Below are 22,534 nucleotides of genomic sequence, written 5' to 3' on the forward strand. Positions count from 1 at the left end.
TCGCCATCAAGATGGGACGTCATTCGCCGCTGCATGGCGGCATTCGCTTGGTCGGTGCCCATACCGACAGCCCGTGCCTGCGGGTCAAACCGCAGCCTGAACTGCAGCGCCAGGGTTTCTGGCAACTGGGCGTCGAAGTCTACGGCGGTGCGCTGCTGGCGCCGTGGTTTGACCGCGATTTGTCCCTGGCCGGCCGCGTGACGTTCCGCCGCGACGGCAAGGTCGAGAGCCAGTTGATCGACTTCAAGGCGCCAATCGCCACCATCCCGAACCTGGCAATCCACCTCAATCGTGAAGCCAATATGGGTTGGGCCATCAATGCCCAGACCGAACTGCCACCGATCCTCGCGCAATTTGCCGGTGACGAGCGCGTGGACTTCCGCGCCGTGCTCACCAATCAGCTGGCGCTAGAACATGGCCTGAATGCGGACGTGGTGCTCGATTACGAGCTGAGCTTCTACGATACCCAAAGCGCGGCGATCATCGGCCTGCATGGCGACTTCATCGCGGGCGCGCGCCTGGACAACTTGCTGTCGTGCTACGCCGGCCTGCAAGCCTTGCTGACCGCCGAAACCGACGAAACCTGCGTGCTGGTCTGCAACGACCACGAAGAAGTCGGCTCCTGTTCGGCGTGCGGCGCCGACGGTCCGATGCTTGAGCAAACCTTGCGTCGCCTGCTGCCTGAAGGCGACGAATTCGTGCGCACCATTCAAAAGTCCTTGCTGGTCTCGGCCGACAACGCCCACGGCGTGCACCCCAACTATGCGGAAAAGCACGACGCCAACCACGGCCCGAAACTCAACGCCGGCCCGGTAATCAAGGTCAACAGCAACCAGCGCTACGCCACCAACAGCGAAACCGCCGGGTTCTTCCGCCATCTGTGCATGGCCGAAGAAGTGCCGGTGCAAAGCTTCGTGGTGCGCAGCGACATGGGCTGCGGCTCGACGATCGGCCCGATCACCGCCAGCCACCTGGGCGTGCGCACCGTGGATATCGGCCTGCCGACGTTCGCCATGCACTCGATCCGCGAACTGTGCGGCAGCCACGACCTGGCCCACCTGGTCAAAGTGCTGAGCGCGTTCTACGCCTGCCAGGAATTGCCGTAATTCCTGAAAAGCATCGCGGGCAAGCCCGCTCCCACAGGTTAATGCGAAACCCTGTGGGAGCGGGCTTGCCCGCGATGGCAATCGAACCGACAACAGGCTCACTTCTGACACGCATCACCACCGGTCGCCCAAAAGCCACCTAGACTTTAAATATCCCTTCCGACAAGGCAGTCACCCATGATCTCGATGTCTTCATTCCACGCCATGCTGATCCCCATTCTCGCCGGGATGATCTTGCTGGCAATCGGCTTCAACTTCCGTGACAAAAATGCCGGTGTGTTTGCCATGTGGATCGGCATGCTGACGATCCTCGCCACCGTGGTGTTCAAGATCCTCGCCAAACTCAACGAATAAATCCTCCCCCTGGCTCGCATTGATTTTGACGGGCTCGTACACTCGGCCGATCTGTTCATCCCGAGGTTGACCGCCTAGTGTTCGCTCGTCTTTTCGCTCTGCCGTGTTTTTTCCTTGTCTGCCTGATGACGCTGCTGCCGATGGCGCCTGCCCAGGCGGTCGGTTTACCGGGCTTGCTCAACAGTTCGGCCAAGACCCAGCCAGAAGCGCAGGAACCGCTAGGCCAATCGCTGGACGAAGTCATCAAGTCGCTGGAGAACGATCAGCAGCGGAGCAAACTGCTGGCGGACCTGAAAAAGCTGCGCGACGTCACCAAAAAGGCGCAGCCGGCCACCGAAGAAGGTGTACTCGGCCTGATCGGCGGCACACTGGCCAGCTTCGAAAAGCAGTTTTCCGGGGCCGACAGTCCCCTCACGCGCTGGTCCGAAGAGTTTGACCTGGCCAAAGACGAACTGACCGCGCTAATGCTGCCGGCCAACGAATGGCTGCCGATCATCTTTGCCTTCGCCATGATTCTGATGGTCTGGAGCCTGCTGGCCGCTGCGCTGATCTGGGTCAGTCACCGGGTGCGCATGCGCTTCGGCCTGACCGAAGAATTGCCGCAACACCCCAAGGCTCTCGACATGTTGCGCTTCGCCCTGCGCAAACTCGGGCCGTGGCTGATTGCCTTGGTCATGACGGTCTACATGAGCTACGCCCTGCCCTCGTCACTGGGCAAAAGCCTGGCCATGGTGCTGGCTTATGCATTGGTGGTCGGCACCTGTTTCTCGGCGATCTGCGTGATCGCGTTTTCCGTGCTCGACGGCCCGCATCGCCATCGCGCCTTGTACATCCTGCGCCATCAAGCCTTTCGGCCGTTGTGGCTGATCGGCAGTTTCGCGGCGTTCGGTGAAGCGCTGAGCGACCCGCGCCTGGTCGCCAGTCTGGGCAGTCACCTGGCCCACACCGCCGCCACCGTCGCCAACGTCCTGGCAGCGCTGTCCACCGGGCTGTTCATCCTGCGTTTCCGCCGGCCGATCGCCCACCTGATCCGCAACCAGCCGTTGTCCCGACGCCTGACGCGCCGCGCGCTCAGCGACACCATCGATATTCTCGGCACCTTCTGGTACGTGCCGGCCCTGGTGTTGGTGGCCATCTCGCTGTTCGCCACCTTCGTCTCGGCCGGCGACACCAGCACCGCACTGCGCCAGGCGCTGATTTGCACCGTGTTGCTGGTGTTGTGCATGGTCATCAACGGCCTGGTTCGTCGTCATTCGCTTAAACCGCAAAAGGGTGTGAAGCGTCATGCGCTGTATTCGGAGCGTCTGAAAAGTTTCTTCTACACCCTCGCCCATCTCGTGGTCTGGCTGGTCTTCATCGAACTGGGCCTGCGGGTCTGGGGCATGTCGCTGATCGCGTTCACCGAGGGCGAAGGCCATGAAGTCAGCGTCAAACTGTTCAGCCTCGCCGGTACGCTGATTTTTGCCTGGCTGATCTGGATCCTCAGCGACACCGCAGTGCACCACGCCCTCACCCGCTCGCGCAAAGGACTGGCCAACGCCCGCGCACAGACGATGATGCCGCTGATTCGCAACGTGCTGTTCGTGGCGATCTTCATCATTGCGTTGATCGTCGCGCTGGCGAACATGGGCATGAACGTCACGCCACTGCTGGCCGGTGCCGGCGTGATCGGCCTGGCCATCGGTTTCGGTGCGCAGTCGCTGGTCGCGGACTTGATCACCGGCCTGTTCATCATCATCGAAGACTCCCTGGCCATCGATGACTACGTGGATGTCGGCGGCCACCTTGGCACCGTCGAAGGCCTGACGATCCGCACCGTTCGCCTGCGGGACATCGACGGCATCGTGCATACCATTCCGTTCAGCGAAATCAAAAGCATCAAGAACTACTCGCGGGAATTCGGCTACGCGATCTTCCGGGTGGCGGTGCCCGCCAGCATGGACATCGACGAGGCGATCAAACTGATGCGCGAAGTCGGCCAGAAAATGCGCAGTGACCCGCTGCAACGGCGCAATATCTGGTCGCCACTGGAGATTCAGGGGGTCGAGAGTTTCGAGTCGGGCAATGCGATTCTTCGGGCGAGGTTCAAGACCGCGCCGATCAAGCAGTGGGAAGTTTCACGGGCGTTCAATCTGTCGCTGAAGCGGCATCTGGATGAGGCCGGAATGGACCTGGCGACACCGCGGATGAGTGTGCAAGTCATCACGGCGGGTGGTGGGCCGCAGAAGGATGTGTCCGCTACTTGATTACAGGGTGGCTGTCAGGGCCCCATCGCGGGCAAGCCCGCTCCGACAAGGCTATGCGTTTGTAGATACAGCACCGTCCCCTGTGGGAGCGGGCTGGCCCGCGATGGGGTCGACACGGTCATACAAACAAACCACGCCCGTCAAACCACATCAACGCCGACATGAATCGCATCATGCCGCCAAAACTCCAGGTCACAATCGATCAGCCGCTCATGCTGGTCGTAATTGACCCGGGCAATCCGCAACCCCGGGCTCCCCACCGACACCCGTAACGCAGCCGCCGCATCCACCGACAACGCCGTCGGTACGATCTCGAACCGCACCCGCCCGTAATGCAGGTCGTAATGCCTGGCGTACAGCTCGGTGATCGACTGGTTCAGATCGAACGCCAGAATCCCCGGAAAGTACTGCGGATTCAGATAGTGCTCCACATAGAGCACCAGCCGCTCATCAATGCGCCGCGCCCGGCAGATCTGAATCACGCTGGACAACGCCGGCAACTGCAACCACGCGCACACCGCAGCCGACGCCGGTTGCAACCGCGCCGAAATCACCTCGGTCGACGGCACCCGCCCCTGCGCACTGACCATCGCGTGAAAGTGACTGCGTTGCATCAAGTTGTAAGCCAGGCGCGGCGGCGACACGAACCAGCCACGGCGCTCCTCGCGATAAATCTGCCCCTGGGCCTCCAGTTGCAACAAGGCTTCACGCACAGTGATACGCGTGGTACCGAACAACTCACTGAGCTTGCGCTCGGCCGGCAGTTTGCTCCCGGGCGCCAACAGGCCGTGGTCGAGCTGTTCTTGCAGAACCTGCCCGATGGCTGTCACCGCTTTGGTTGTCTCGATGCGCATCAACGTTACCTATCTGGACTAGACCAGCACTGTTTCGGGGCAGAACCGTGATTCAAACCGGCTCCATCAACTTCCTGCAAGCCTAGGCACTGCGTGTGACTGGCAGATGACAAAGCCGCCGAACGGTTGCGCCAGACACCTGCAAATTCACGGCCAAGTCCTTTCGTATCAGCCCTTTAGCCATGGTCTATGCTTACTCGCAAGCCTGAGCATTACCGCTCGAAAAATGTAGGCCGACCGATCGTCGACATCAAAATGTCATCAGCGGCGCCTAAATTGGCTCAGGTATTGCTGACCTAGACCAACACAACCGCAATCGCAGCGTTGAAAACGCCCAAAGGAGCTTCGGATGAAAAAGCTTTTCCTGGCATCATTGTTAGGCTCGACCATTGCCATGTGCACCGCCGTCATGGCCGCTGATGATTTAAAAACCCTGGAAGCCGCTGCGAAAGCGGAAGGCGCGGTCAATAGCGTCGGCATGCCCGATGACTGGGCCAACTGGAAAGGCACCTGGGAAGACCTGGCCAAGACTTACGGCCTGAAACACATCGACACCGACATGAGCTCGGCGCAGGAAATCGCCAAGTTCGCCGCCGAGAAAGACAACGCCAGCGCCGATATCGGCGACGTCGGCGCAGCCTTCGGACCGATCGCGGTCAAACAGGGCGTGGTGCAACCTTACAAACCAAGCACCTGGGATCAGGTCCCGGACTGGGCCAAAGACAAGGACGGCAACTGGGCACTGGCGTACACCGGAACCATCGCGTTCATCATCAACAAGAAGCTGCTGCACGGCTCCGAAGCCCCGACCAAATGGGCTGACCTGAAAACCGGCAAATACAAAGTTTCGATCGGTGATGTGAGCACCGCCGCCCAGGCCGCCAACGGTGTACTGGCCGCGGCACTGGCCAACGGTGGCGATGAGAAGAACCTGCAGCCAGCGCTGTTGCTGTTCGCAGATATCGCCAAGCAGGGCCGCCTGTCCATGGCCAACCCGACCATCGCCACGATGGAAAAGGGTGAAATCGAAGTCGGCGTGGTCTGGGACTTCAACGGCCTGAGCTACAAGGCCAAGATGGCGAACCCGGACGATTACGTGGTGCTGATCCCCTCCGACGGCTCGGTGATTTCCGGTTACACCACCATCATCAACAAATACGCGAAGAACCCGAACGCCGCCAAACTGACCCGCGAATACATCTTCAGCGATGCCGGCCAGATCAACCTGGCGAAAGGCAACGCCCGTCCGATCCGCGCCGAGCACATCAAGCTGCCGGCAGACGTGCAGGCCAAGTTGCTGCCTAACGAGCAGTACAAAAAGGTCACGCCGATCAAAGACGCGGATGCGTGGGAAAAGACTTCCAAGGCTTTGCCGCAGAAGTGGAACGAAGAAGTCCTCGTCGAAATGAAGTAATGCTTCATCTGTAGGAGCGAAGCTTGCTCGCGATGGCGGACGGTCAGCCAACATCATTGTTGAATGCAAATCCCTCTTCGCGGGCAAGCCTCGCTCCTACAGGTTTTCACGATATCCAATGTTTCGCGGAGTTTTGCCCCTATGAAGCACAACGTCATCCTTGTCGTGCTCGACGGCCTCAACTTTGAGGTCGCGCGCCACGCCTTGGGGCACCTGCAGGCTTACGTCGGCGCAGGACGCGCGGCACTCTACAAACTGGAGTGCGAACTGCCGGCCCTGTCCCGACCGCTTTACGAATGCATCCTCACCGGCGTCCCGCCCATCGAGAGCGGCATCGTCCATAACAACGTCTCGCGCCTGTCCAACCAGCGCAGCATTTATCACTACGCCACGGATGCCGGCCTGACCACGGCCGCCGCGGCCTATCACTGGGTCAGCGAGTTGTATAACCGCTCGCCGTTCGTGGCCGCACGGGATCGTCACACCGACAGCCCCGACCTGCCGATCCAGCACGGTCACTTCTACTGGAACGATCACTACCCGGATTCGCACCTGTTCGCCGACGCCGAAAACCTGCGTCTACGCCATGCGCCCAATTTTTTGTTGATCCACCCCATGAACATCGACGACGCCGGGCACAAGCACGGCCTCGACACCCCGCAATACCGCAACAGCGCCCGCTCGGTGGACATTATTCTGGCCGACTACCTGCAAGCCTGGCTCGACGCCGGTTATCAGGTGCTGGTGACCGCCGACCATGGCATGAACAACGACCGCTCGCACAACGGCCTGCTGCCGGAAGAACGCGAAGTACCGCTGTTTGTCCTGGGCGATGCCTTCAGCTTCAACACCCGCGCCGCGCCAAAACAGACGGACATCTGTGGCACGGTCTGCGAACTGCTGGGCGTGGCCCACGACAAACCTGTCTGCCGGGAGCTGCTCAAGTGAACGCCATGACCCGTGGTAAATGGCTGGCAGCATTGTGTCTGGTGCCTTTTGCACTGTTTTTTATCGTGTTCGAGATCGCGCCGCTGGTCTGGGTGATGATCAACAGCCTGCAATCGGAAGAGTTCGGTTGGGGCCTGGCCAACTTCACCAAGATCTTCAATTCGAAATTCTATTTGCAGGCGATCCAGTACAGCCTCGAAATCAGTTTCTGGTCCAGCGTATTCGGCATCATCATCGCGGTGCTCGGCGCCTATTCCCTGCGCCGGGTCGACTCGAAACTGCGTAACTTCGTCAACGCCTTCGCCAACATGACCAGCAACTTCGCCGGCGTGCCCCTGGCCTTTGCCTTCATCATTTTGCTGGGCTTCAACGGCAGCTTCACCATCATGCTCAAGCAGGCCGGAATCATTCAGGACTTCAACCTGTATTCGAAGACCGGGCTGATCATTCTCTACACCTACTTCCAGATTCCATTGGGCGTGCTGCTGCTCTACCCGGCTTTCGACGCCTTGCGCGAAGACTGGCGTGAGTCCGCCGAATTGCTTGGCGCCAACGGCTGGCAGTACTGGCGCCACATCGGTTTGCCGGTGCTGACCCCTGCGCTGCTCGGCACTTTCGTGATCTTGCTGGCCAACGCGCTTGGCGCCTACGCCACGGTCTACGCGCTGACCACCGGTAACTTCAACGTGCTGCCGATCCGCATCGCGGCGATGGTGTCCGGCGACATTTCCCTGGATCCGAACCTGGCCAGCGCCCTGGCCGTGGTGCTCGTGGCGTTGATGACCCTGGTGACCATCGTGCATCAGCTGCTGTTGAAGAGGAGCTACCATGTCTCGCGCTGAACTGGGCCCCGTCGGTGTCTATCACCGGGTGGTGGTGTACGTGCTGTTTGCCATTCTGTTGTTGCCGCTGGCCGGGACGTTGATCTACTCGATCGCCAGCAGCTGGTCGGCGACCATTCTGCCCAGCGGCTTTACCTTCAAGTGGTACATCCAGCTGTGGAGCGATCCGCGCTTCCTAAATGCCTTCGGGCAGTCGCTGCTGGTCTGCGTCGGCGCGCTGATTCTGTCGGTGGTGCTGATTCTTCCGCTGCTGTTCGTGGTGCATTACCACTTCCCCAAACTGGATGCGCTGATGAACATCCTGATCCTGCTGCCCTTCGCGGTGCCGCCGGTGGTGTCCTCGGTGGGGCTGCTGCAGCTCTACGGTTCCGGGCCGTTTGCGATGGTCGGTACGCCGTGGATTCTGATCGGCTGCTACTTCACCATCGCACTGCCGTTCATGTACCGGGCGATCACCAACAACCTGCAAGCGATCAACCTGCGCGACCTGATGGACGCCGCGCAACTGCTCGGCGCCAGCACCTGGCAAGCCGCATTCCTGGTGGTGCTGCCGAACCTGCGCAAGGGTTTGATGGTGGCATTGCTGCTGTCGTTCTCGTTCCTGTTCGGTGAATTCGTGTTTGCCAACATCCTGGTCGGCACCCGCTACGAAACCTTGCAGGTCTACCTCAACAACATGCGTAACAGCAGCGGCCACTTCACCAGTGCGCTGGTGATTTCCTACTTCTTCTTTGTGCTGGTTCTGACCTGGGCGGCCAATATCTTGAACAAGGACAAAAGCGAATGAGCTATGTCAGCGTCCAACATCTTCAAAAAAATTACGCGGGCACCACCGTCTTCAGCGACATCAACTGCGAAATCCAGAAAGGTGAGTTCGTCACCCTCCTCGGCCCGTCCGGTTGCGGCAAGTCCACGCTGTTGCGTTGCATCGCCGGCCTGACGTCGGTGGATGGCGGCAAGATTCTGCTGGAGGGCGTCGATCTGGTGCCGATGAGCCCACAGAAACGCGGGATTGGCATGGTGTTCCAGAGTTATGCACTGTTCCCCAACATGACCGTGGAGCAGAACATCGCCTTCGGTCTGCGCATGCAAAAGGTCAACGCCGACGACAGCCAGAAGCGTGTCGCCGAAGTACTGAAACTGGTGGAGCTCAATGACTTCGCCGCCCGTTATCCGCATCAATTGTCGGGCGGCCAGTGCCAGCGCGTGGCCCTCGCCCGATCATTAGTTACCCGTCCGCGGCTGTTGTTGCTGGACGAACCGCTGTCGGCCCTCGACGCGCGGATTCGCAAGCACTTGCGCGAACAGATCCGTCAGATCCAGCGTGAACTCGGCCTGACCACGATTTTCGTCACACACGATCAGGAAGAAGCGCTGACCATGTCCGACCGGATTTTCCTGATGAATCAGGGAAAGATCGTACAGAGCGGCGACGCCGAAACCCTCTACACCGCGCCCGTGGATGTGTTTGCCGCCGGTTTCATCGGCAACTACAACCTGCTGGACGCCGACAGCGCCTCGAAACTGCTGCAACGGCCGATCAACCACCGCATTGCCATTCGCCCGGAAGCCATCGAGCTGAGCCTCAATGGCGAGCTTGATGCGCAAGTGCGCAGCCACAGTTTGCTGGGCAACGTGATTCGCTATCGGGTCGAAGCCCGGGGCGTGGAATTGGTGGTGGATGTGCTGAACCGCTCGGCGGCCGATCTGCACCCCGATGGTCAGCGCCTGGCACTTTCCATCGATCCGACTGCCCTGTGTGAGGTAGCCTGATGCCTTTGTTGATGTCGAAGAGAGAACTGCACTGATGGCCCTGGCAATTTTTGATCTGGACGAAACCCTGATCCACGGCGACTGCGCCACCCTCTGGAGCGAGCAAATGGGCCGCCTGGGCTGGGTCGATCCCGAGTCGTTCATGCGTCAGAACAACGAACTGATGGACGCCTACAGCCACGGCAAGCTGCGGATGGAGGATTACATGACCTTCAGCCTGGAGCCGATGATCGGGCGCACACCGGAAGAGGTCGACCATCTGGTCGGGCCCTGGGTGGAAGACTTCATCGAGCCGATCATCTTCAGTGACGCCACCAAAGCGATTGCGGCCCATCGCAAGGCCGGAGACCGGATTCTGGTGATCTCGGCGTCGGGCACGCACCTGGTCAGACCGATTGCCGATCGTTTGGGCATCGACGAGATTCTCGGTATCGAACTGGAAGTGGCGCACGGCGTTTACAGCGGCCACACCGTCGGCACCCTGACCTACCGCGAAGGCAAGATCGTCCGGTTGCTGGAGTGGCTGGACGCGGAAGAGGAAAACCTGGAAGGCGCGAGTTTCTATTCCGACTCGCGTAACGATCTACCGCTGCTGTTGAAGGTGGATTTTCCACACGTGGTGAATCCGGATCCGGTGCTGCTTGAGCATGCGGAAAAGGCCGGTTGGCCGATCCATATCTGGAAGTAACCGCTCTCTCAAGAATTACGCCGTACCTGTGGGAGCGTGGCTTGCCCGCGATGAACGATGACGCGGTCTGACTGACACACCGCGCCGCCTGAATCGCGGGCAAGCCACGCTCCCACAAGGATTTCGTTTAGCCGGGGATCAGGTCAGGCTTGGGTCGATGATCAACACCAGCTTCCCCGCCACCTTATTACTCGCCAACTCCGCAAACGCCGCTTCGGCGTCCTTGATCGGGTAGGTCTTCGCCAACTGCGGACTCAACCGCCCTTCAGCAAACAACGGCCACACCTGCTGGCTCAAATCACTGAACAAATCCGCCTTGAACTGCTCATCGCGGCTGCGCAAGGTCGAGCCCAGCAGTTGCACGCGCTTGGCCAGAACCTGCGCCAGATCCAGGTTCGCTTCACGACCGCCCATCAAGCCGATCAGCACCCAGCGACCATCCAGGGCCAGCATTTTCAGGTTCAGTGCGGCGTAATTGCCGCCCACCGGGTCGAGAATCACATCGAACGGCCCCAGGTCACGCAGGCTGTCCAGGTCGCCCGAGCGCACCACACCTCCCTGCGCACCCAGCGCTTCGCAATAAGCCAGACGCTCGGCAGAACCGACGGTGACCCAGCACGGGTTGCCAAAGGCTTTACATAGCTGAATGGCCGCTGAACCGATTCCACTTGCTCCGGCGTGCAAAAGAACTTTCTCACCCGGTTTGAGCGAAGCCAGTTGAAACAAATTCAGCCAGACGGTCGCGTACACTTCCGGCAACGCTGCCGCCTCGGCCAGGGACAAACCTTCGGGGACCGGGAGCACATGCCGTCCGTCGACAACTACCTCCTCGGCCATCCCGCCCCCGGCCAGCAAGGCGCAGACCCGATCGCCGACCTGCCAGGACGAGCCCGGGCCGACCTCGCTGATCACCCCTGAACACTCAAGACCCAGTACCTGACTGGCTCCCGGCGGTGGCGGATAAAGCCCCGCTTTCTGTAACAAATCGGCGCGATTGAGGCCCGCCGCCGCCACTCGAATACGAACTTGTCCTACATCGCATGTAGGACTGGGCTCTTCAACCCACTCCACTTGACCTTCCACGCCTTGCAATGCTTTCACAGTGCCTCCATAGTGAGTCTGGACTGAGCCCGTAGCTGTAGCGCCGGGCTTTCTTGCATTATGTGACCGGCCCTTTGTGGAACCGGCGACTTCAAAGACGGCCTAATATGCGTGATCAATTGTCCCCGCGTCGAATCAGCATGAAGCATTTTTTCCCCAGCACCGCCCTAGCCCTATTCATCGGTATCGGCCTGTTGCCGATGTCGAGCAATACATTCGCAGCCAATAGCTGGGACAAGCTTCAGCCTGATCGTGACGAAGTAATCGCCAGCCTGAACGTCGTCGAACTGCTCAAGCGCCATCACTACAGCAAGCCGCCGCTCGATGACGCGCGCTCCGTGATCATCTATGACAGCTACCTCAAGCTGCTGGATCCGTCGCGCAGCTACTTCATGGCCAGCGACATTGCCGAATTCGACAAGTGGAAGACCCAGTTCGACGACTTCCTCAAAAGCGGCGACCTCAACGCCGGGTTCACCATCTACAAGCGCTACCTGGACCGCGTCAAAGCGCGTCTGGACTTTGCCCTTGCCGAGCTGAACAAGGGCGTCGACAAAATCGACTTCACCACCAAGGAAACCTTGCTGATCGATCGCAAGGACGCCCCTTGGCTCAAGTCCACCGCAGAACTCGACGACCTGTGGCGCAAACGCGTCAAGGACGAAGTCTTGCGGCAGAAGATCGCGGGCAAGGATTCCAAACAGATTCAGGAAACCCTGACCAAGCGCTACAAGAACCAGTTGGCGCGCCTGGACCAGACCCGTGCGGAAGACATCTTCCAGGCGTACATCAACACCTTCGCCATGTCCTACGACCCGCACACCAACTATCTGTCGCCGGATAACGCGGAAAACTTCGACATCAACATGAGCCTGTCCCTCGAGGGCATCGGCGCCGTGTTGCAGAGCGATAACGATCAGGTGAAAGTCGTGCGCCTGGTGCCTGCCGGCCCGGCCGACAAGACCAAGCAGGTTGCACCGGCTGACAAGATCATCGGCGTTGCCCAAGGCAACAAAGAGATGGTCGACGTGGTTGGCTGGCGCCTGGACGAAGTGGTCAAGCTGATCCGTGGTCCGAAAGGCACCGTGGTGCGCCTGGAAGTGATTCCGGCCAGCAATGCGCCGAACGACCAGACGAGCAAAATCGTGCCGATCACCCGTGAAGCGGTGAAGCTTGAAGACCAGGCGGTGAAGAAGTCGGTCCTCAACCTGAAACAGGATGGCAAGGACTACAAGCTCGGCGTCATCGAGATCCCGGCCTTCTACCTCGACTTCAAGGCGTTCCGTGCGGGCGATCCGGACTACAAGAGCACCACTCGCGACGTCAAGAAATTGCTGACCGAGCTGCAGAAAGACAAGGTCGACGGCGTGGTCATCGACTTGCGCAACAACGGCGGCGGCTCCTTGCAGGAAGCCACCGAGCTGACCAGTCTGTTCATCGACAAAGGTCCTACCGTGCTGGTGCGTAATGCCGACGGCCGGGTCGATGTGCTGGAAGATGAAAACCCGGGTGCGTTCTACAAAGGCCCGATGGCGTTGCTGGTCAACCGCTTGTCGGCCTCGGCTTCGGAGATTTTTGCCGGCGCCATGCAGGACTATCACCGTGCGCTGATCATCGGTGGCCAGACCTTCGGCAAAGGCACCGTGCAGACCATTCAGCCGCTGAACCATGGCGAACTGAAACTGACCCTGGCCAAGTTCTACCGGGTTTCGGGCCAGAGCACCCAGCATCAGGGCGTACTGCCGGACATCGACTACCCGTCGATCATCGACACCAAGGAAATCGGCGAAAGTGCCCTGCCGGAAGCCATGCCGTGGGACACCATCCGCGCGGCCATCAAGCCGGCGGTCGACCCGTTCAAACCTTACATCGCGCAGCTCAAATCCGAGCATGACTTGCGTTCGACCAAGGATGCGGAGTTCGTGTTCATCCGCGACAAGCTGGCCCTGGCCCAGAAGCTGATGGCGGAAAAAACCGTCAGCCTCAATGAAGCCGATCGTCGTGCGCAACACGCCGATATCGAAGCCAAGCAACTGGTGATGGAAAACATCCGTCGCAAGGCCAAGGGCGAAGAGCCGCTCAAAGAGCTGAAGAAAGAAGACGAAGACGCCATCGCGGCCGAGCCGGACAAGACCAAGCCAGAAGACGATGCCTACTTGAGCGAGACCGGGCGGATTCTGTTGGACTACCTGAAACTCAACACCGCGGTCGCCAAGCACTAAAATGATGGCAATTTAATGCTGACGCTCCCCGGAGCGTCATCAAACAGTCATCATTCTGTCGTGAAATAAAGGACTGGGAGCTCATGGCTCCCAGTCCTTTTTTTATCGCCAGAGATCGCCATGACCACCACTGAACAGCTGAGTGCCTTGAGTTCCATTCTGGCTCAAAGCGGTTTGCACAGCCTGTTCCAGCCGATCATTTCCGTCTCTGAGCGACGCATTGTCGGCTACGAAGCCCTCACTCGCGGCCCATCAAACAGCCCGCTGCACTCCCCCATCGCATTGTTCGCGGTCGCCCGCCAGGCTGGTCGCTTGAGCGAGCTGGAAATCGCCTGCCGTGAAAGTGCCTGCCGACGCTTCAATGAACAACAGCTGCCCGGCAAACTGTTTCTCAACGTCTCTCCTGAATCCCTGCTGGAAGCCGCCCATCAACCGGGTCGGACCCTGCAATTGCTGCAGGACTTCGGCATCCCGCCGAGCCAGGTGGTGATCGAACTCACCGAACAGACCCCGACCGACGATTTCCAGTTGCTGCAAAACGCCCTGCATCACTACCGGGCGATGGGCTTTTCCATTGCGCTGGATGATTTGGGCGCCGGTTATTCAAGTTTGCGCTTGTGGTCTGAACTTCGTCCGGACTACGTGAAGATTGACCGGCATTTCATCGACGGCATCCATCAGGACGCGCTCAAGCGTGAGTTCGTCGGCTCGATCCTGCAAATCGCCAAAGCCTCGCGGGCTCAGGTGATCGCCGAAGGGATCGAACTGCCGGAAGAGCTCGCGGTGCTGACGGAGATGGGCGTCGATCTGGTGCAAGGCTACTTGCTGTGTCGGCCTCAAGAGCATCCACCGCGCGAGGCGCGATCCTTGATGCCAAAACACGACAGCACCGCCGTGGCGCTGAATGACGAAGGCAGCGACCTCAGCGCCTTGCTCAACGACCAACCGGCCGTGGCCCGGGACACACCGACGGCCACGGTGCTGGAAGCCTTCCGCCGCCAGGCCAACCTGAACTCACTGGCGGTACTCGACGAGCAAGGCCACCCCTGCGGCATCGTCCATCGACATTCGCTCTCGGACGCGCTGCTCAAGCCCTTTGCGACCGATCTGTTCGCACGCAAGCCAATCAGCCGGCTGATGAACGACGACTTCCTCGCCGTGGAGATGAGCCAGTCGCTGCAACAAGTCAGCCGCTTGATCACCAGCCGCGCACGGCAACGCATCGAGGAAGACTTCATCATCACCCTCAACGGCGGCTATCTGGGATTGGGCCGGGTGATCGATGTGCTGAAGTTGATTACCGAACTGAAAATTCAGCAGGCCCGCTACGCCAACCCGCTGACCCTGTTGCCGGGCAACGTGCCCATCCAGCAATGCCTGACGCGGCTGTTGCAACAGGAGCGGGAATCGGTGATCTGCTACGTCGACATCGACAGTTTCAAACCCTTCAATGACATCTACGGCTACGGCCGTGGGGATGAAGTCCTGCTGTGCCTGGCGCAATGCCTGAACGATCGCGTCGATCCGGCCCGCGACTTCGTCGGCCATATCGGCGGCGATGACTTTCTGCTGGTGCTCGGCCCGGAAGACTGGCGCAAACGTTTGAACCAGTTGCTGGACGACTTCCAGAGCCAGTGCCGACGCTTCTACCGCAGCGAACACCTGGAAGCCGGCTGCTTTATTGCACCGAATCGCCAGGGTGTGCGCCAGGAATTTGCGCTGCTGTCATTGTCGATCGGCGTGGTGCATTTGCATCCACAGGCCTGTGGACAACTCGATGCGAGCCAGTTGGCGGAGATGGCATCGCAGGCCAAGCATCACGCGAAGAACGTGGCGGGGTATAGCGTGTATGTGATTGATAGTTTGGTGGTGCCGGTGCGAGAGGAGGAATGGCTGCTAGGGCATCGCTGATTGAACTGACGCTATCGCGAGCAAGCTCGCTCCCACAGGTTTTTGTGTCGTTCGCAATTATTGTGAACGACACCAAACCCTGTGGGAGCGAGCTTGCTCGCGATGAGGCCAGAACATACACCTAAAATCCCTGGTACTAATCCGCTTCTGACCGCGCGCCCAACCGCCGCCCAACCACATCCAGCACATCACAGCCATCACGCAACGGAATGGCGCAGAGCAACGCGAAGTCGCTGAGAATCATGGAATCGCACTCAATCGAACCGCGCATGGACAGGTTCTCCAGCACTTGGGTGACGGCTCGGATTCGGTAGCGGGCAGCGTCGGTCAAAATATCGAGCGGCGCGTGGGTGTCGACGAACAAGGTCGGCATGTCGCTGCAGTTGCTGGTCAGCGCCATGAAGCGGTTGTCGGGATGAGGCGTTAGAGGGGTGTAAGGCGGATCTGGCGTAAGTGTTTTCATTGGTTTACTTCCTAACGTATGGATTGGAGCCGCCAGTAATCACTTCCACGCGATAGGTGGCGGCTGAACGCGGGTGTGGAAGACCGAGACGTTAGGCACTCGGTGCACTCGAAAGCGCCCCGCGCACAGCCACCATAAAACACAGACGAAAAAACGCCGAATTGGTGGCGCTTGACGCGCCTAACGATAGAAGGGCTTCCACGCCCTGTCACTGAATTTGCAGTGACAGCCAGAAGACTATCGATGAGACACGTCGCGCACCAGTTCATGAAAGCCGCCACAACTCGAAGGAAATCTCCGATGGATTTACACAGCAATAAACGCGCAGGACTTTGCGGGGGATCAATCAGGAAAGAAATCAGCAACGGACGATGTTGGTGTAAGGCAATTCTCTAATACGTCGCCACGAATTAACGAACGCTCAGAAACGCAAACGTGGCGAGAGGTTTCCCTCACGCCACGTTATGTTCTGCGAACAAATGATGGGGTTACTTCGCAGCATCGCGAGACGCCAGCTCTTTAAGCTTCATCTCAGCCAACGGATGCCCAGCCTGCGCCGCAATCCGCCAAAACCGCGCCGCTTCCACGGGGTCCGGCGCCTTGCTCGGCGTCCCCGCCAAACTGATCACCCCCACCTGATACGCCGCTTTACCATCCCCCGCCAACGCCGCCAGGCGCAGCAATCGAACACCTTCCTCACGAGCCCCAAGGCCGACGCCACGGAAGGTCAGGATGTGGCCATAGAAGCTTTGCGCACCGACGTCACCCAGGTTGGCCATGCGCGCGAACTGGCCTTCGAGCCAGCTCCAGCCGCGGGGCTGTCGCACGAACCACGACCAGTGAAATAACCGGCGGGCCAGCCAGTAACTGGCGCGCGCCTTGAGTTTCAAGAACACTCAGGCCTCCGCCGATTCCGGGTATTCGTATTCAAACACGCGCACCACTTCCGAAGCGTGCCACGAGGCGGCAGCAACGCCGTCGGACGGCCCCGAGAAACGCCCCAGACGCTCGACGCATTCGAAGAAACCGGTGCGTGGCAGGCGACTGGCGCCCTGGCTGATCACCAGCGAACTGCGCAGCGGCTGCTCGGCCTTGGCGTCCAGCGCGGCCAGATGCTCAAGCGCAGCGGTGAGGGTTTGCATGGCCGGCGTGGGCAACTGCAAACGTTCCAGCAAGGCTCGATAAGTCAGCAGGTGGCGCTGACGGCGGGCCTGATCCAACTCACCCAACAACCCGTCCCAATGTTGACGACTGATGCGTACGCTCACGATTCATCCCTCCACCCTGGCACCGTCAGTTCCCAGGCCAGGCTGCGGCGAATCGCAGCGTCGGGTAGACGCTCGCCACTTTCGATCAGGGCCAGATAAGACGGGCTGATGCCTACCGTGCGGGCCAGCGCCTCAATGGCGATGCCCTTCCCTTCGCGCAAACTGCGTAATTGATCCAGACCCGGAAGAATCTGGTCTGGTGATGGTGCGTGACGCACCGGCGAGTCGGGCGCCGATTGTTCGTTGATGCCTGCTGCTTTCAGTAGAGCCTGATACTGAGCCCACGGCAAAACCGCATATTCGGGCTCGCCTTCGCGTGTGATTATCTGAATATCCATGACTTCCCCGTAGGACAACGACACTTAGCGAGTCGGCACTTTTCCCTAGAAGTGTAATCCTAACAGCGGTCACGGTCGCGGGGGGTATGAATATAAGGACGATCCTCAATCGAATCAGGTTTTTTTCGGGCCTTGAAGCTGAAGTTGCTCAGGTGTATCGGGGAGCCGCTCCACCACCGCAAGCTTCTCCGGCAACTGACGATTGCGCCAGGCACGGAACGCATTGAGTTCATCGTCGAGGACTTTCATCAGCCAGGCCAGCACGGCAATGTCATCGAGCATGCCGAACACAGGGATGAAGTCTGGAATCGCATCCACCGGGCTGAGGAAGTACATCAGGCCAGCCACCACCGAGATCAGCGCCTTCGGGCTGATGGCGCGGTATTCGCCCCGCCAGTAGGCCAGGCACAGTGCCTGCATCAGGCGCAGATCGTCCTTGAGTTTGCCCAATCGATTGCCCTGGCTGGCCCCTTTGCTGGCGACGGCGAACAGCAGGGTCGGCAAGCGTCCACGGGCAAGCAGGCGTCCGGCGAGTGGCAGGAAACGAGCAAAATTCCAGGGTGCTTTCATCATTCCTCCCGCTGAAATGTTATCCACACAAATTGTGGATAACCTTGTGAACAGAGCTATTTTTCACCGCTGAAAGCCCCGTTTCATAAGGGCTCAACTCAGATCGGGCGTTTTTTACTCACATAAAAAAACCCAAGATTTCATTGACTTGGAGCGCCGGCGCGGCTAGCACGGCGTCCTCAATGGCTATGACTGCACCGTACAGCATCCGTTCGCTTTGTTTACCCTCGCTGAACGCCAGATGCAACAACGCCCCGCATAAAGCGAGGCGTTGTTCTTGAAGCAGACGCTGATTACTTGGCGGCGTCTTCTTTTGCTGGATCCTTGATCGCCAGCAGTTCCAGGTCGAATACCAGCACCGAGTTGGCTGGAATCGCCGGGCTTGGGCTTTGGGCGCCGTAGGCCAGCTCGCTAGGAATGTACAGCTTGTACTTCTCGCCAACGTGCATCAGTTGCAGGCCTTCGACCCAACCCGGAATCACGCCGCTAACCGGCAGATCGATCGGGCTGCCACGGTCGACGGAGCTGTCGAAGGTAGTGCCGTCGGTCAGCTTGCCGGTGTAGTGAACAGTCACTACGTCGGTCGGCTTTGGCTGTGCGCCATCAGCTTTCTTGACCACTTCGTATTGCAGGCCCGAAGCAGTGGTGGTGACACCGGCTTTCTTGGCGTTGTCTTCGAGGAATTTCTTGCCGGCGGCTGCCGACTCTTCGCTCATTTTGGCCATACGCTCTTCAGCACGTTTCTGCAGTGCTGCGAAGGCTTCGACCAACTCGTCATCCTTCAGCTTCTGTTCTTTCTTGCCGACGGCATCTTCGATGCCTTGGGCTACGGCTTTGGAGTCCAGGTCATCCATGCCTTCCTGAGCCAGGCTCTTGCCCATGTTCAGGCCAATCCCGTAGGAAGCTTTTTGCGCCGGGGTTTTCAGCTCTACGCTGGTCTGCGAGTCACAACCCGCAAGTACCAGGCTAACCAGGGCCACCGCCGCCGCCAACCGATGCTGTTTCATGCTATTTCCTTGTTCATGCGCCTAAAGGGCAATCGAGTAAAGCCGCGAGCTTATCAGGCGGCCACGACCAATGGCTACCGGCATGAGAGCAGGAAACTTCTGATAAGTTCAGGTGTTTTAACGCATTTCGGGATTGGGATCATGAAGCTTCTGTCATCTTGGGCCCGCAGAGACGGATACCGGAACCCACAGCATCTGGCGTAATGGCCACTTGCCACCCCTCAAGCCCTGAGGCATAAGAGAGCTACAAATCGACAAGGATGTTTATCTTGCGCCTCTTATTCCGTGTGCTGGTGTTGTTCGCTGTGCTGCTGGGGCTGGGCCTGGCCGTGGTGCTGTACTACGTTGCCAACCCGAAGCTGCCGACCTGGTCACCCGCACAACAGGTGCATTACCTCGAACAGTGGAGCGCCGCCGACCGCCAGACTTACTACTTCACCCCCCAGGGCACTCAGGTCAAAGGCTTGCGCTACGACTGGTTCAAGGAACTCGAACTGCCCTTCTCGGAACAACGCTTCGCCGCCCCCGAGTATCTCGCACGCTTTGGTTTTCTGATCGACCCCGACCAGAAGGACACACCGAGCAACCCCGACAACTTGCCCGTGGGGTTTGCCCGCCATCAAAACCCCGGCAGCCAGGACGAATTCCTCGACATCACCTGCGCCGCCTGCCACACCGGTGAATTGCGCTTCAATGGCCAGGCGGTGCGCATCGACGGCGGTTCGGCGCAGCATGTCCTGCCTTCCAGTGTTCCTACAGTACGGGGCGGCAGTTTCGGACAAGCACTTGTCGCCAGTCTGGCCTCGACGTATTACAACCCTTGGAAATTCGAACGTTTCGCCCGCAACGTGTTGGGCGAGGACTACGAAACTCGCCGTCAACAGTTGCGCCAAGACTTCAAAGCCTCCCTCAATACGTTTGTGAAAGTGGCCTGGAACGACACCCATCGCGGGCTCTATCCGACCGAAGAGGGTCCCGGCCGCACCGACGCCTTCGGGCGGATCGCCAACGCCAGCTTCGGCGATGCGATTTCACCTGATAACTACCGCGTGGCGAATGCGCCGGTGGACTACCCGCAACTGTGGGACATGTGGACCTTTGACTGGGTGCAATGGAACGGTTCGGCGCAGCAACCGATGGCCCGCAACATCGGCGAAGCGCTGGGCGTCGGTGCCACCCTGAATTTCTTCGACGCCAATGGCCAACCGCTCAAAGGTGACGAGCGCTATCCCTCGAGTGTCCGCTTGCGCGACTTGCACCAGATCGAACAAACCCTGCAACGGCTCAAAGCACCGGCCTGGCCAGAGGAGCTGCTCGGCGCTGTCGACAAACCCCTGGCCGCCAAAGGTCGCGAATTGTTCAGCGAAAACTGCGCCGGCTGCCACGTGCCCCGATCGGTCCAGACCAACGGACGTTGGGTGCAACACCTGAAAATGCTGCCGGTGGACTACATCGGCACAGACCCCGGCGCGGCCAATAACATCGCCGACCATCGCTTCGACCTGAGCGCCTTGCAATGGGACCCGGCGGAGCTGGCGAAACTGGATGTGCAGTTGCAGCCGCCGCCCGCCGAACCGCTGGACATGAGCAAACTCTCGTCAGCCAAAGGCCTGGCCTACGTCACCGCGCTCGTAGGAAACCGCGCTTACCGCGAGGCGAAAATCCCCGAGGCCGAGCGTTCGGACATGGATGGCTTCGGCCTGCCGATTGGCGTGCGTGAATTGCGCGCCTACAAGGCTCGCCCCTTGGCCGGCGTCTGGGCGACGGCGCCGTTTCTGCACAACGGGTCGGTGCCGAGCATCTATCAACTGCTCTCGCCCCAGGATGAACGCGCAACGACCTTCTTCAAAGGCACGTTCGAGTACGACCCCAGGCACCTGGGCTATCGCACCGAGGCCTTTACCAATGGCTTCAAGTTCGACACGCGCATCACCGGCAATCACAACAGCGGCCACGAATTCCGGGCTGGCAAGCTGGGTAACGGCGTCATCGGTCGCCTGCTGCAACCGGAGGAGCGCTGGGCGCTGTTGGAGTATCTGAAAGTGTTGGGCGGCCCGCTGGAGGCACAATTGCCATGAGCAGACTGTGGATGTGGTTTGGTGCCTTCCTCGGCAAAACCCTGTTGTGGTTACTGGGCCTGGGAGTGCTCGGGTGGGCGCTGGCCACGGCGTGGTTTGCCTGGCAGCACCGGGGACCGGTATCCGCTGAAGAACTGATCCCGAACGGCGAAGCGGCGATGACGCAAGACATCATTCAGACGGCCGTGCGCATCGTCGATCAGCATCGTGAGAGCACCCGCTACCTGCGTGATGCGCATGCCAAGGCGCACGGGTGCGTGAAGGCCGAGGTTCAGGTGCTGCCGAATCTGACGGATGAACTGCGTCAGGGCGTGTTCAGCGAACCCGGCAAAACCTGGCAAGCGACGATGCGGCTGTCCAACGGCAATGCCTATCCACAGTTCGACAGTATTCGTGACGCCCGGGGCATGGCGATCAAGTTGCACGACGTGCCCGGTAAACAACTGCTCACCGATCAACAAAGCCGTGGCGAACAGGACTTCGTGATGTTCAGCCACCCGAACTTCTTCGTCAGCGATGTCGCCGAATACCGTCAGAATGTGGCCGCCCAGGCCGATGGCAAGAAGCTGATGGCGTTTTACCCCGGTTGGGATCCGCGCACGTGGCAGATTCGTCATCTGTTTATCGCTTTGGCGACACTCTCCCCAGCGCCGGAAAGTCCGACGCAGACGACGTACTTTTCGGTTTCGCCCTACAAGTTTGGTAACGCCAATGCGAAGTTTCGGGTGACGCCAGACCCTGACAGTTGCCCGGCCTACACGTTGCCGGCGCAGAACCAGAAGCTGCCGAATTTTTTACGTAATGCGCTGAATCAGCAATTGTCGACGGATCGGGTGCCCGCGTGCTTTGTCTTGCAGATCCAGCGGCAGGACGCAGACCAATACATGCCGATCGAAGACACGAGTATCGAGTGGAAGGAAAAGGACGCGCCGTTCGAAACCGTGGCGCGGATCAAACTGCCCGCCCAGGACTTCGACACGCCGGCGCTGAACGTGCAATGCGATAACCAGTCGTTCAACCCGTGGTTCGGGCTTGAGGCTCATCGACCGATTGGCGGTATCAACCGCCTGCGCAAGGCGGTGTATGAAGCGGTCAGCGATTACCGCCACAGCCGCAACGCCGAGCAATAAAGCCAAATCCCGGACAGCAAAAAGCCCGCATCAAGCGGGCTTTCTGTGTGGTGACCTGGCGTTCAGCGTTCCAGATTACCGAATATGGCGCAGCGGACGGGACTCGAACCCGCGACCCCCGGCGTGACAGGCCGGTATTCTAACCGACTGAACTACCGCTGCGCGTAGCGTTGAAAGTAAGTGGTGGGTGATGACGGGATCGAACCGCCGACATTCTGCTT

21 protein-coding genes and 1 tRNA gene are annotated in these 22,534 nt (G+C 59.6%); 13 read left to right on the forward strand and 9 right to left on the reverse strand.

The genetic code is table 11. The features are described 5' to 3' along the window. The 3 genes from K0F88_RS15265 to K0F88_RS15275 all read left to right on the forward strand — a co-directional run. The coding region (locus K0F88_RS15265; RefSeq protein ID WP_257605257.1) for a M18 family aminopeptidase at window positions 1-1,106 on the forward strand (1,106 nt) is incomplete at its 5' end. Window positions 1,107-1,283: 177 nt separating this feature from the next. Next, window positions 1,284-1,460 (forward strand): hypothetical protein, encoded by a 177-nt coding sequence (locus tag K0F88_RS15270; protein WP_008031437.1) that lies wholly within the window; start codon window positions 1,284-1,286, stop codon window positions 1,458-1,460. Between the two features lie 77 nt (window positions 1,461-1,537). Next, window positions 1,538-3,706, forward strand: coding sequence for a mechanosensitive ion channel family protein (locus K0F88_RS15275; RefSeq protein WP_219095580.1), 2,169 nt, complete (start codon window positions 1,538-1,540; stop codon window positions 3,704-3,706). A gap of 140 nt (window positions 3,707-3,846) precedes the next feature. Here the strand turns inward: K0F88_RS15275 and K0F88_RS15280 are convergent, their stop codons facing one another. Further along, a complete protein-coding gene (locus K0F88_RS15280) occupies window positions 3,847-4,560 on the reverse strand; it encodes a UTRA domain-containing protein (RefSeq protein ID WP_219095581.1) in 714 nt (237 codons plus the stop codon). A gap of 349 nt (window positions 4,561-4,909) precedes the next feature. Between K0F88_RS15280 and K0F88_RS15285 the strand changes: the two genes are divergently transcribed. The 6 genes from K0F88_RS15285 (at window position 4,910) to K0F88_RS15310 (ending at window position 10,225) form a co-directional block, all read left to right on the forward strand. After that, window positions 4,910-5,974, forward strand: coding sequence for an ABC transporter substrate-binding protein (locus K0F88_RS15285; RefSeq protein WP_219095582.1), 1,065 nt, complete (start codon window positions 4,910-4,912; stop codon window positions 5,972-5,974). A 141-nt stretch (window positions 5,975-6,115) separates the two neighbouring features. Then, on the forward strand, window positions 6,116-6,922 hold the full coding sequence (locus tag K0F88_RS15290; protein WP_219095583.1) for an alkaline phosphatase family protein: 807 nt from the start codon (window positions 6,116-6,118) through the stop codon (window positions 6,920-6,922). 5 nt (window positions 6,923-6,927) lie between these two features. Beyond that, window positions 6,928-7,764 carry an ABC transporter permease subunit gene (locus K0F88_RS15295; RefSeq protein WP_219095693.1) on the forward strand — a complete coding sequence of 279 codons (837 nt, stop codon included), beginning with the start codon at window positions 6,928-6,930 and terminating at the stop codon, window positions 7,762-7,764. Continuing rightward, a complete protein-coding gene (locus K0F88_RS15300) occupies window positions 7,751-8,551 on the forward strand; it encodes an ABC transporter permease (protein ID WP_219095584.1) in 801 nt (266 codons plus the stop codon). The genes K0F88_RS15295 and K0F88_RS15300 overlap by 14 nt, the downstream gene beginning before the upstream one ends. Continuing rightward, on the forward strand, window positions 8,548-9,537 hold the full coding sequence (locus K0F88_RS15305) for an ABC transporter ATP-binding protein (RefSeq protein ID WP_010456726.1): 990 nt from the start codon (window positions 8,548-8,550) through the stop codon (window positions 9,535-9,537). Before K0F88_RS15300 ends, K0F88_RS15305 begins: the two co-directional genes overlap by 4 nt. A gap of 34 nt (window positions 9,538-9,571) precedes the next feature. Further along, window positions 9,572-10,225, forward strand: a complete 654-nt coding sequence (locus tag K0F88_RS15310) for an HAD family phosphatase (protein ID WP_219095585.1) — start codon at window positions 9,572-9,574, stop codon at window positions 10,223-10,225. Window positions 10,226-10,363: 138 nt separating this feature from the next. Here K0F88_RS15310 and K0F88_RS15315 read toward each other — a convergent pair whose 3' ends face one another. Then, complete coding sequence (locus K0F88_RS15315) at window positions 10,364-11,326, reverse strand: zinc-binding dehydrogenase (protein WP_219095586.1); 963 nt, start codon at window positions 11,324-11,326, stop codon at window positions 10,364-10,366. A gap of 140 nt (window positions 11,327-11,466) precedes the next feature. On the opposite strand from K0F88_RS15315, the gene K0F88_RS15320 reads away from it, so the two are divergent. Continuing rightward, window positions 11,467-13,548 carry a carboxy terminal-processing peptidase gene (locus K0F88_RS15320; protein WP_219095587.1) on the forward strand — a complete coding sequence of 694 codons (2,082 nt, stop codon included), beginning with the start codon at window positions 11,467-11,469 and terminating at the stop codon, window positions 13,546-13,548. 120 nt (window positions 13,549-13,668) lie between these two features. Beyond that, the gene (locus tag K0F88_RS15325; protein ID WP_219095588.1) at window positions 13,669-15,459 is read left to right on the forward strand and encodes a bifunctional diguanylate cyclase/phosphodiesterase; all 1,791 of its coding nucleotides are present in this window, start codon (window positions 13,669-13,671) and stop codon (window positions 15,457-15,459) included. 136 nt (window positions 15,460-15,595) lie between these two features. On the opposite strand, the gene K0F88_RS15330 is transcribed toward K0F88_RS15325, so the two are convergent. The 6 genes from K0F88_RS15330 to K0F88_RS15355 all read right to left on the reverse strand — a co-directional run bounded on the left by K0F88_RS15330 (window position 15,596) and on the right by K0F88_RS15355 (window position 19,105). Continuing rightward, on the reverse strand, window positions 15,596-15,922 hold the full coding sequence (locus K0F88_RS15330; RefSeq protein ID WP_094471358.1) for a hypothetical protein: 327 nt from the start codon (window positions 15,920-15,922) through the stop codon (window positions 15,596-15,598). 488 nt (window positions 15,923-16,410) lie between these two features. Continuing rightward, window positions 16,411-16,818: a hypothetical protein gene (locus K0F88_RS15335; RefSeq protein WP_094471357.1), complete on the reverse strand. Its 408-nt coding sequence runs from the start codon at window positions 16,816-16,818 to the stop codon at window positions 16,411-16,413. After that, window positions 16,819-17,190, reverse strand: coding sequence for a hypothetical protein (locus K0F88_RS15340; protein ID WP_003223109.1), 372 nt, complete (start codon window positions 17,188-17,190; stop codon window positions 16,819-16,821). Continuing rightward, window positions 17,187-17,528, reverse strand: a complete 342-nt coding sequence (locus K0F88_RS15345) for a helix-turn-helix transcriptional regulator (RefSeq protein ID WP_219095589.1) — start codon at window positions 17,526-17,528, stop codon at window positions 17,187-17,189. Before K0F88_RS15345 ends, K0F88_RS15340 begins: the two co-directional genes overlap by 4 nt. 114 nt (window positions 17,529-17,642) lie before the next feature. Beyond that, window positions 17,643-18,098 (reverse strand): YkvA family protein, encoded by a 456-nt coding sequence (locus K0F88_RS15350; protein WP_219095590.1) that lies wholly within the window; start codon window positions 18,096-18,098, stop codon window positions 17,643-17,645. A 293-nt stretch (window positions 18,099-18,391) separates the two neighbouring features. Next, entirely contained in the window at window positions 18,392-19,105 is a 714-nt protein-coding gene (locus K0F88_RS15355; RefSeq protein ID WP_109628686.1) for an FKBP-type peptidyl-prolyl cis-trans isomerase, read from the reverse strand. Window positions 19,106-19,374: 269 nt separating this feature from the next. Between K0F88_RS15355 and K0F88_RS15360 the strand changes: the two genes are divergently transcribed. After that, window positions 19,375-21,183, forward strand: a complete 1,809-nt coding sequence (locus K0F88_RS15360) for a di-heme-cytochrome C peroxidase (protein WP_219095591.1) — start codon at window positions 19,375-19,377, stop codon at window positions 21,181-21,183. Then, a complete protein-coding gene (locus K0F88_RS15365) occupies window positions 21,180-22,313 on the forward strand; it encodes a catalase family protein (protein ID WP_219095592.1) in 1,134 nt (377 codons plus the stop codon). The genes K0F88_RS15360 and K0F88_RS15365 overlap by 4 nt, the downstream gene beginning before the upstream one ends. Before the next feature lie 85 nt (window positions 22,314-22,398). Here K0F88_RS15365 and K0F88_RS15370 read toward each other — a convergent pair. Further along, window positions 22,399-22,475 (reverse strand) — tRNA-Asp (locus tag K0F88_RS15370). Window positions 22,476-22,534 lie beyond the last annotated feature (59 nt).

The sequence above is a fragment of the Pseudomonas sp. UMAB-40 genome (assembly GCF_900095275.1).
GTDB lineage: Bacteria > Pseudomonadota > Gammaproteobacteria > Pseudomonadales > Pseudomonadaceae > Aquipseudomonas > Aquipseudomonas mandelii_B.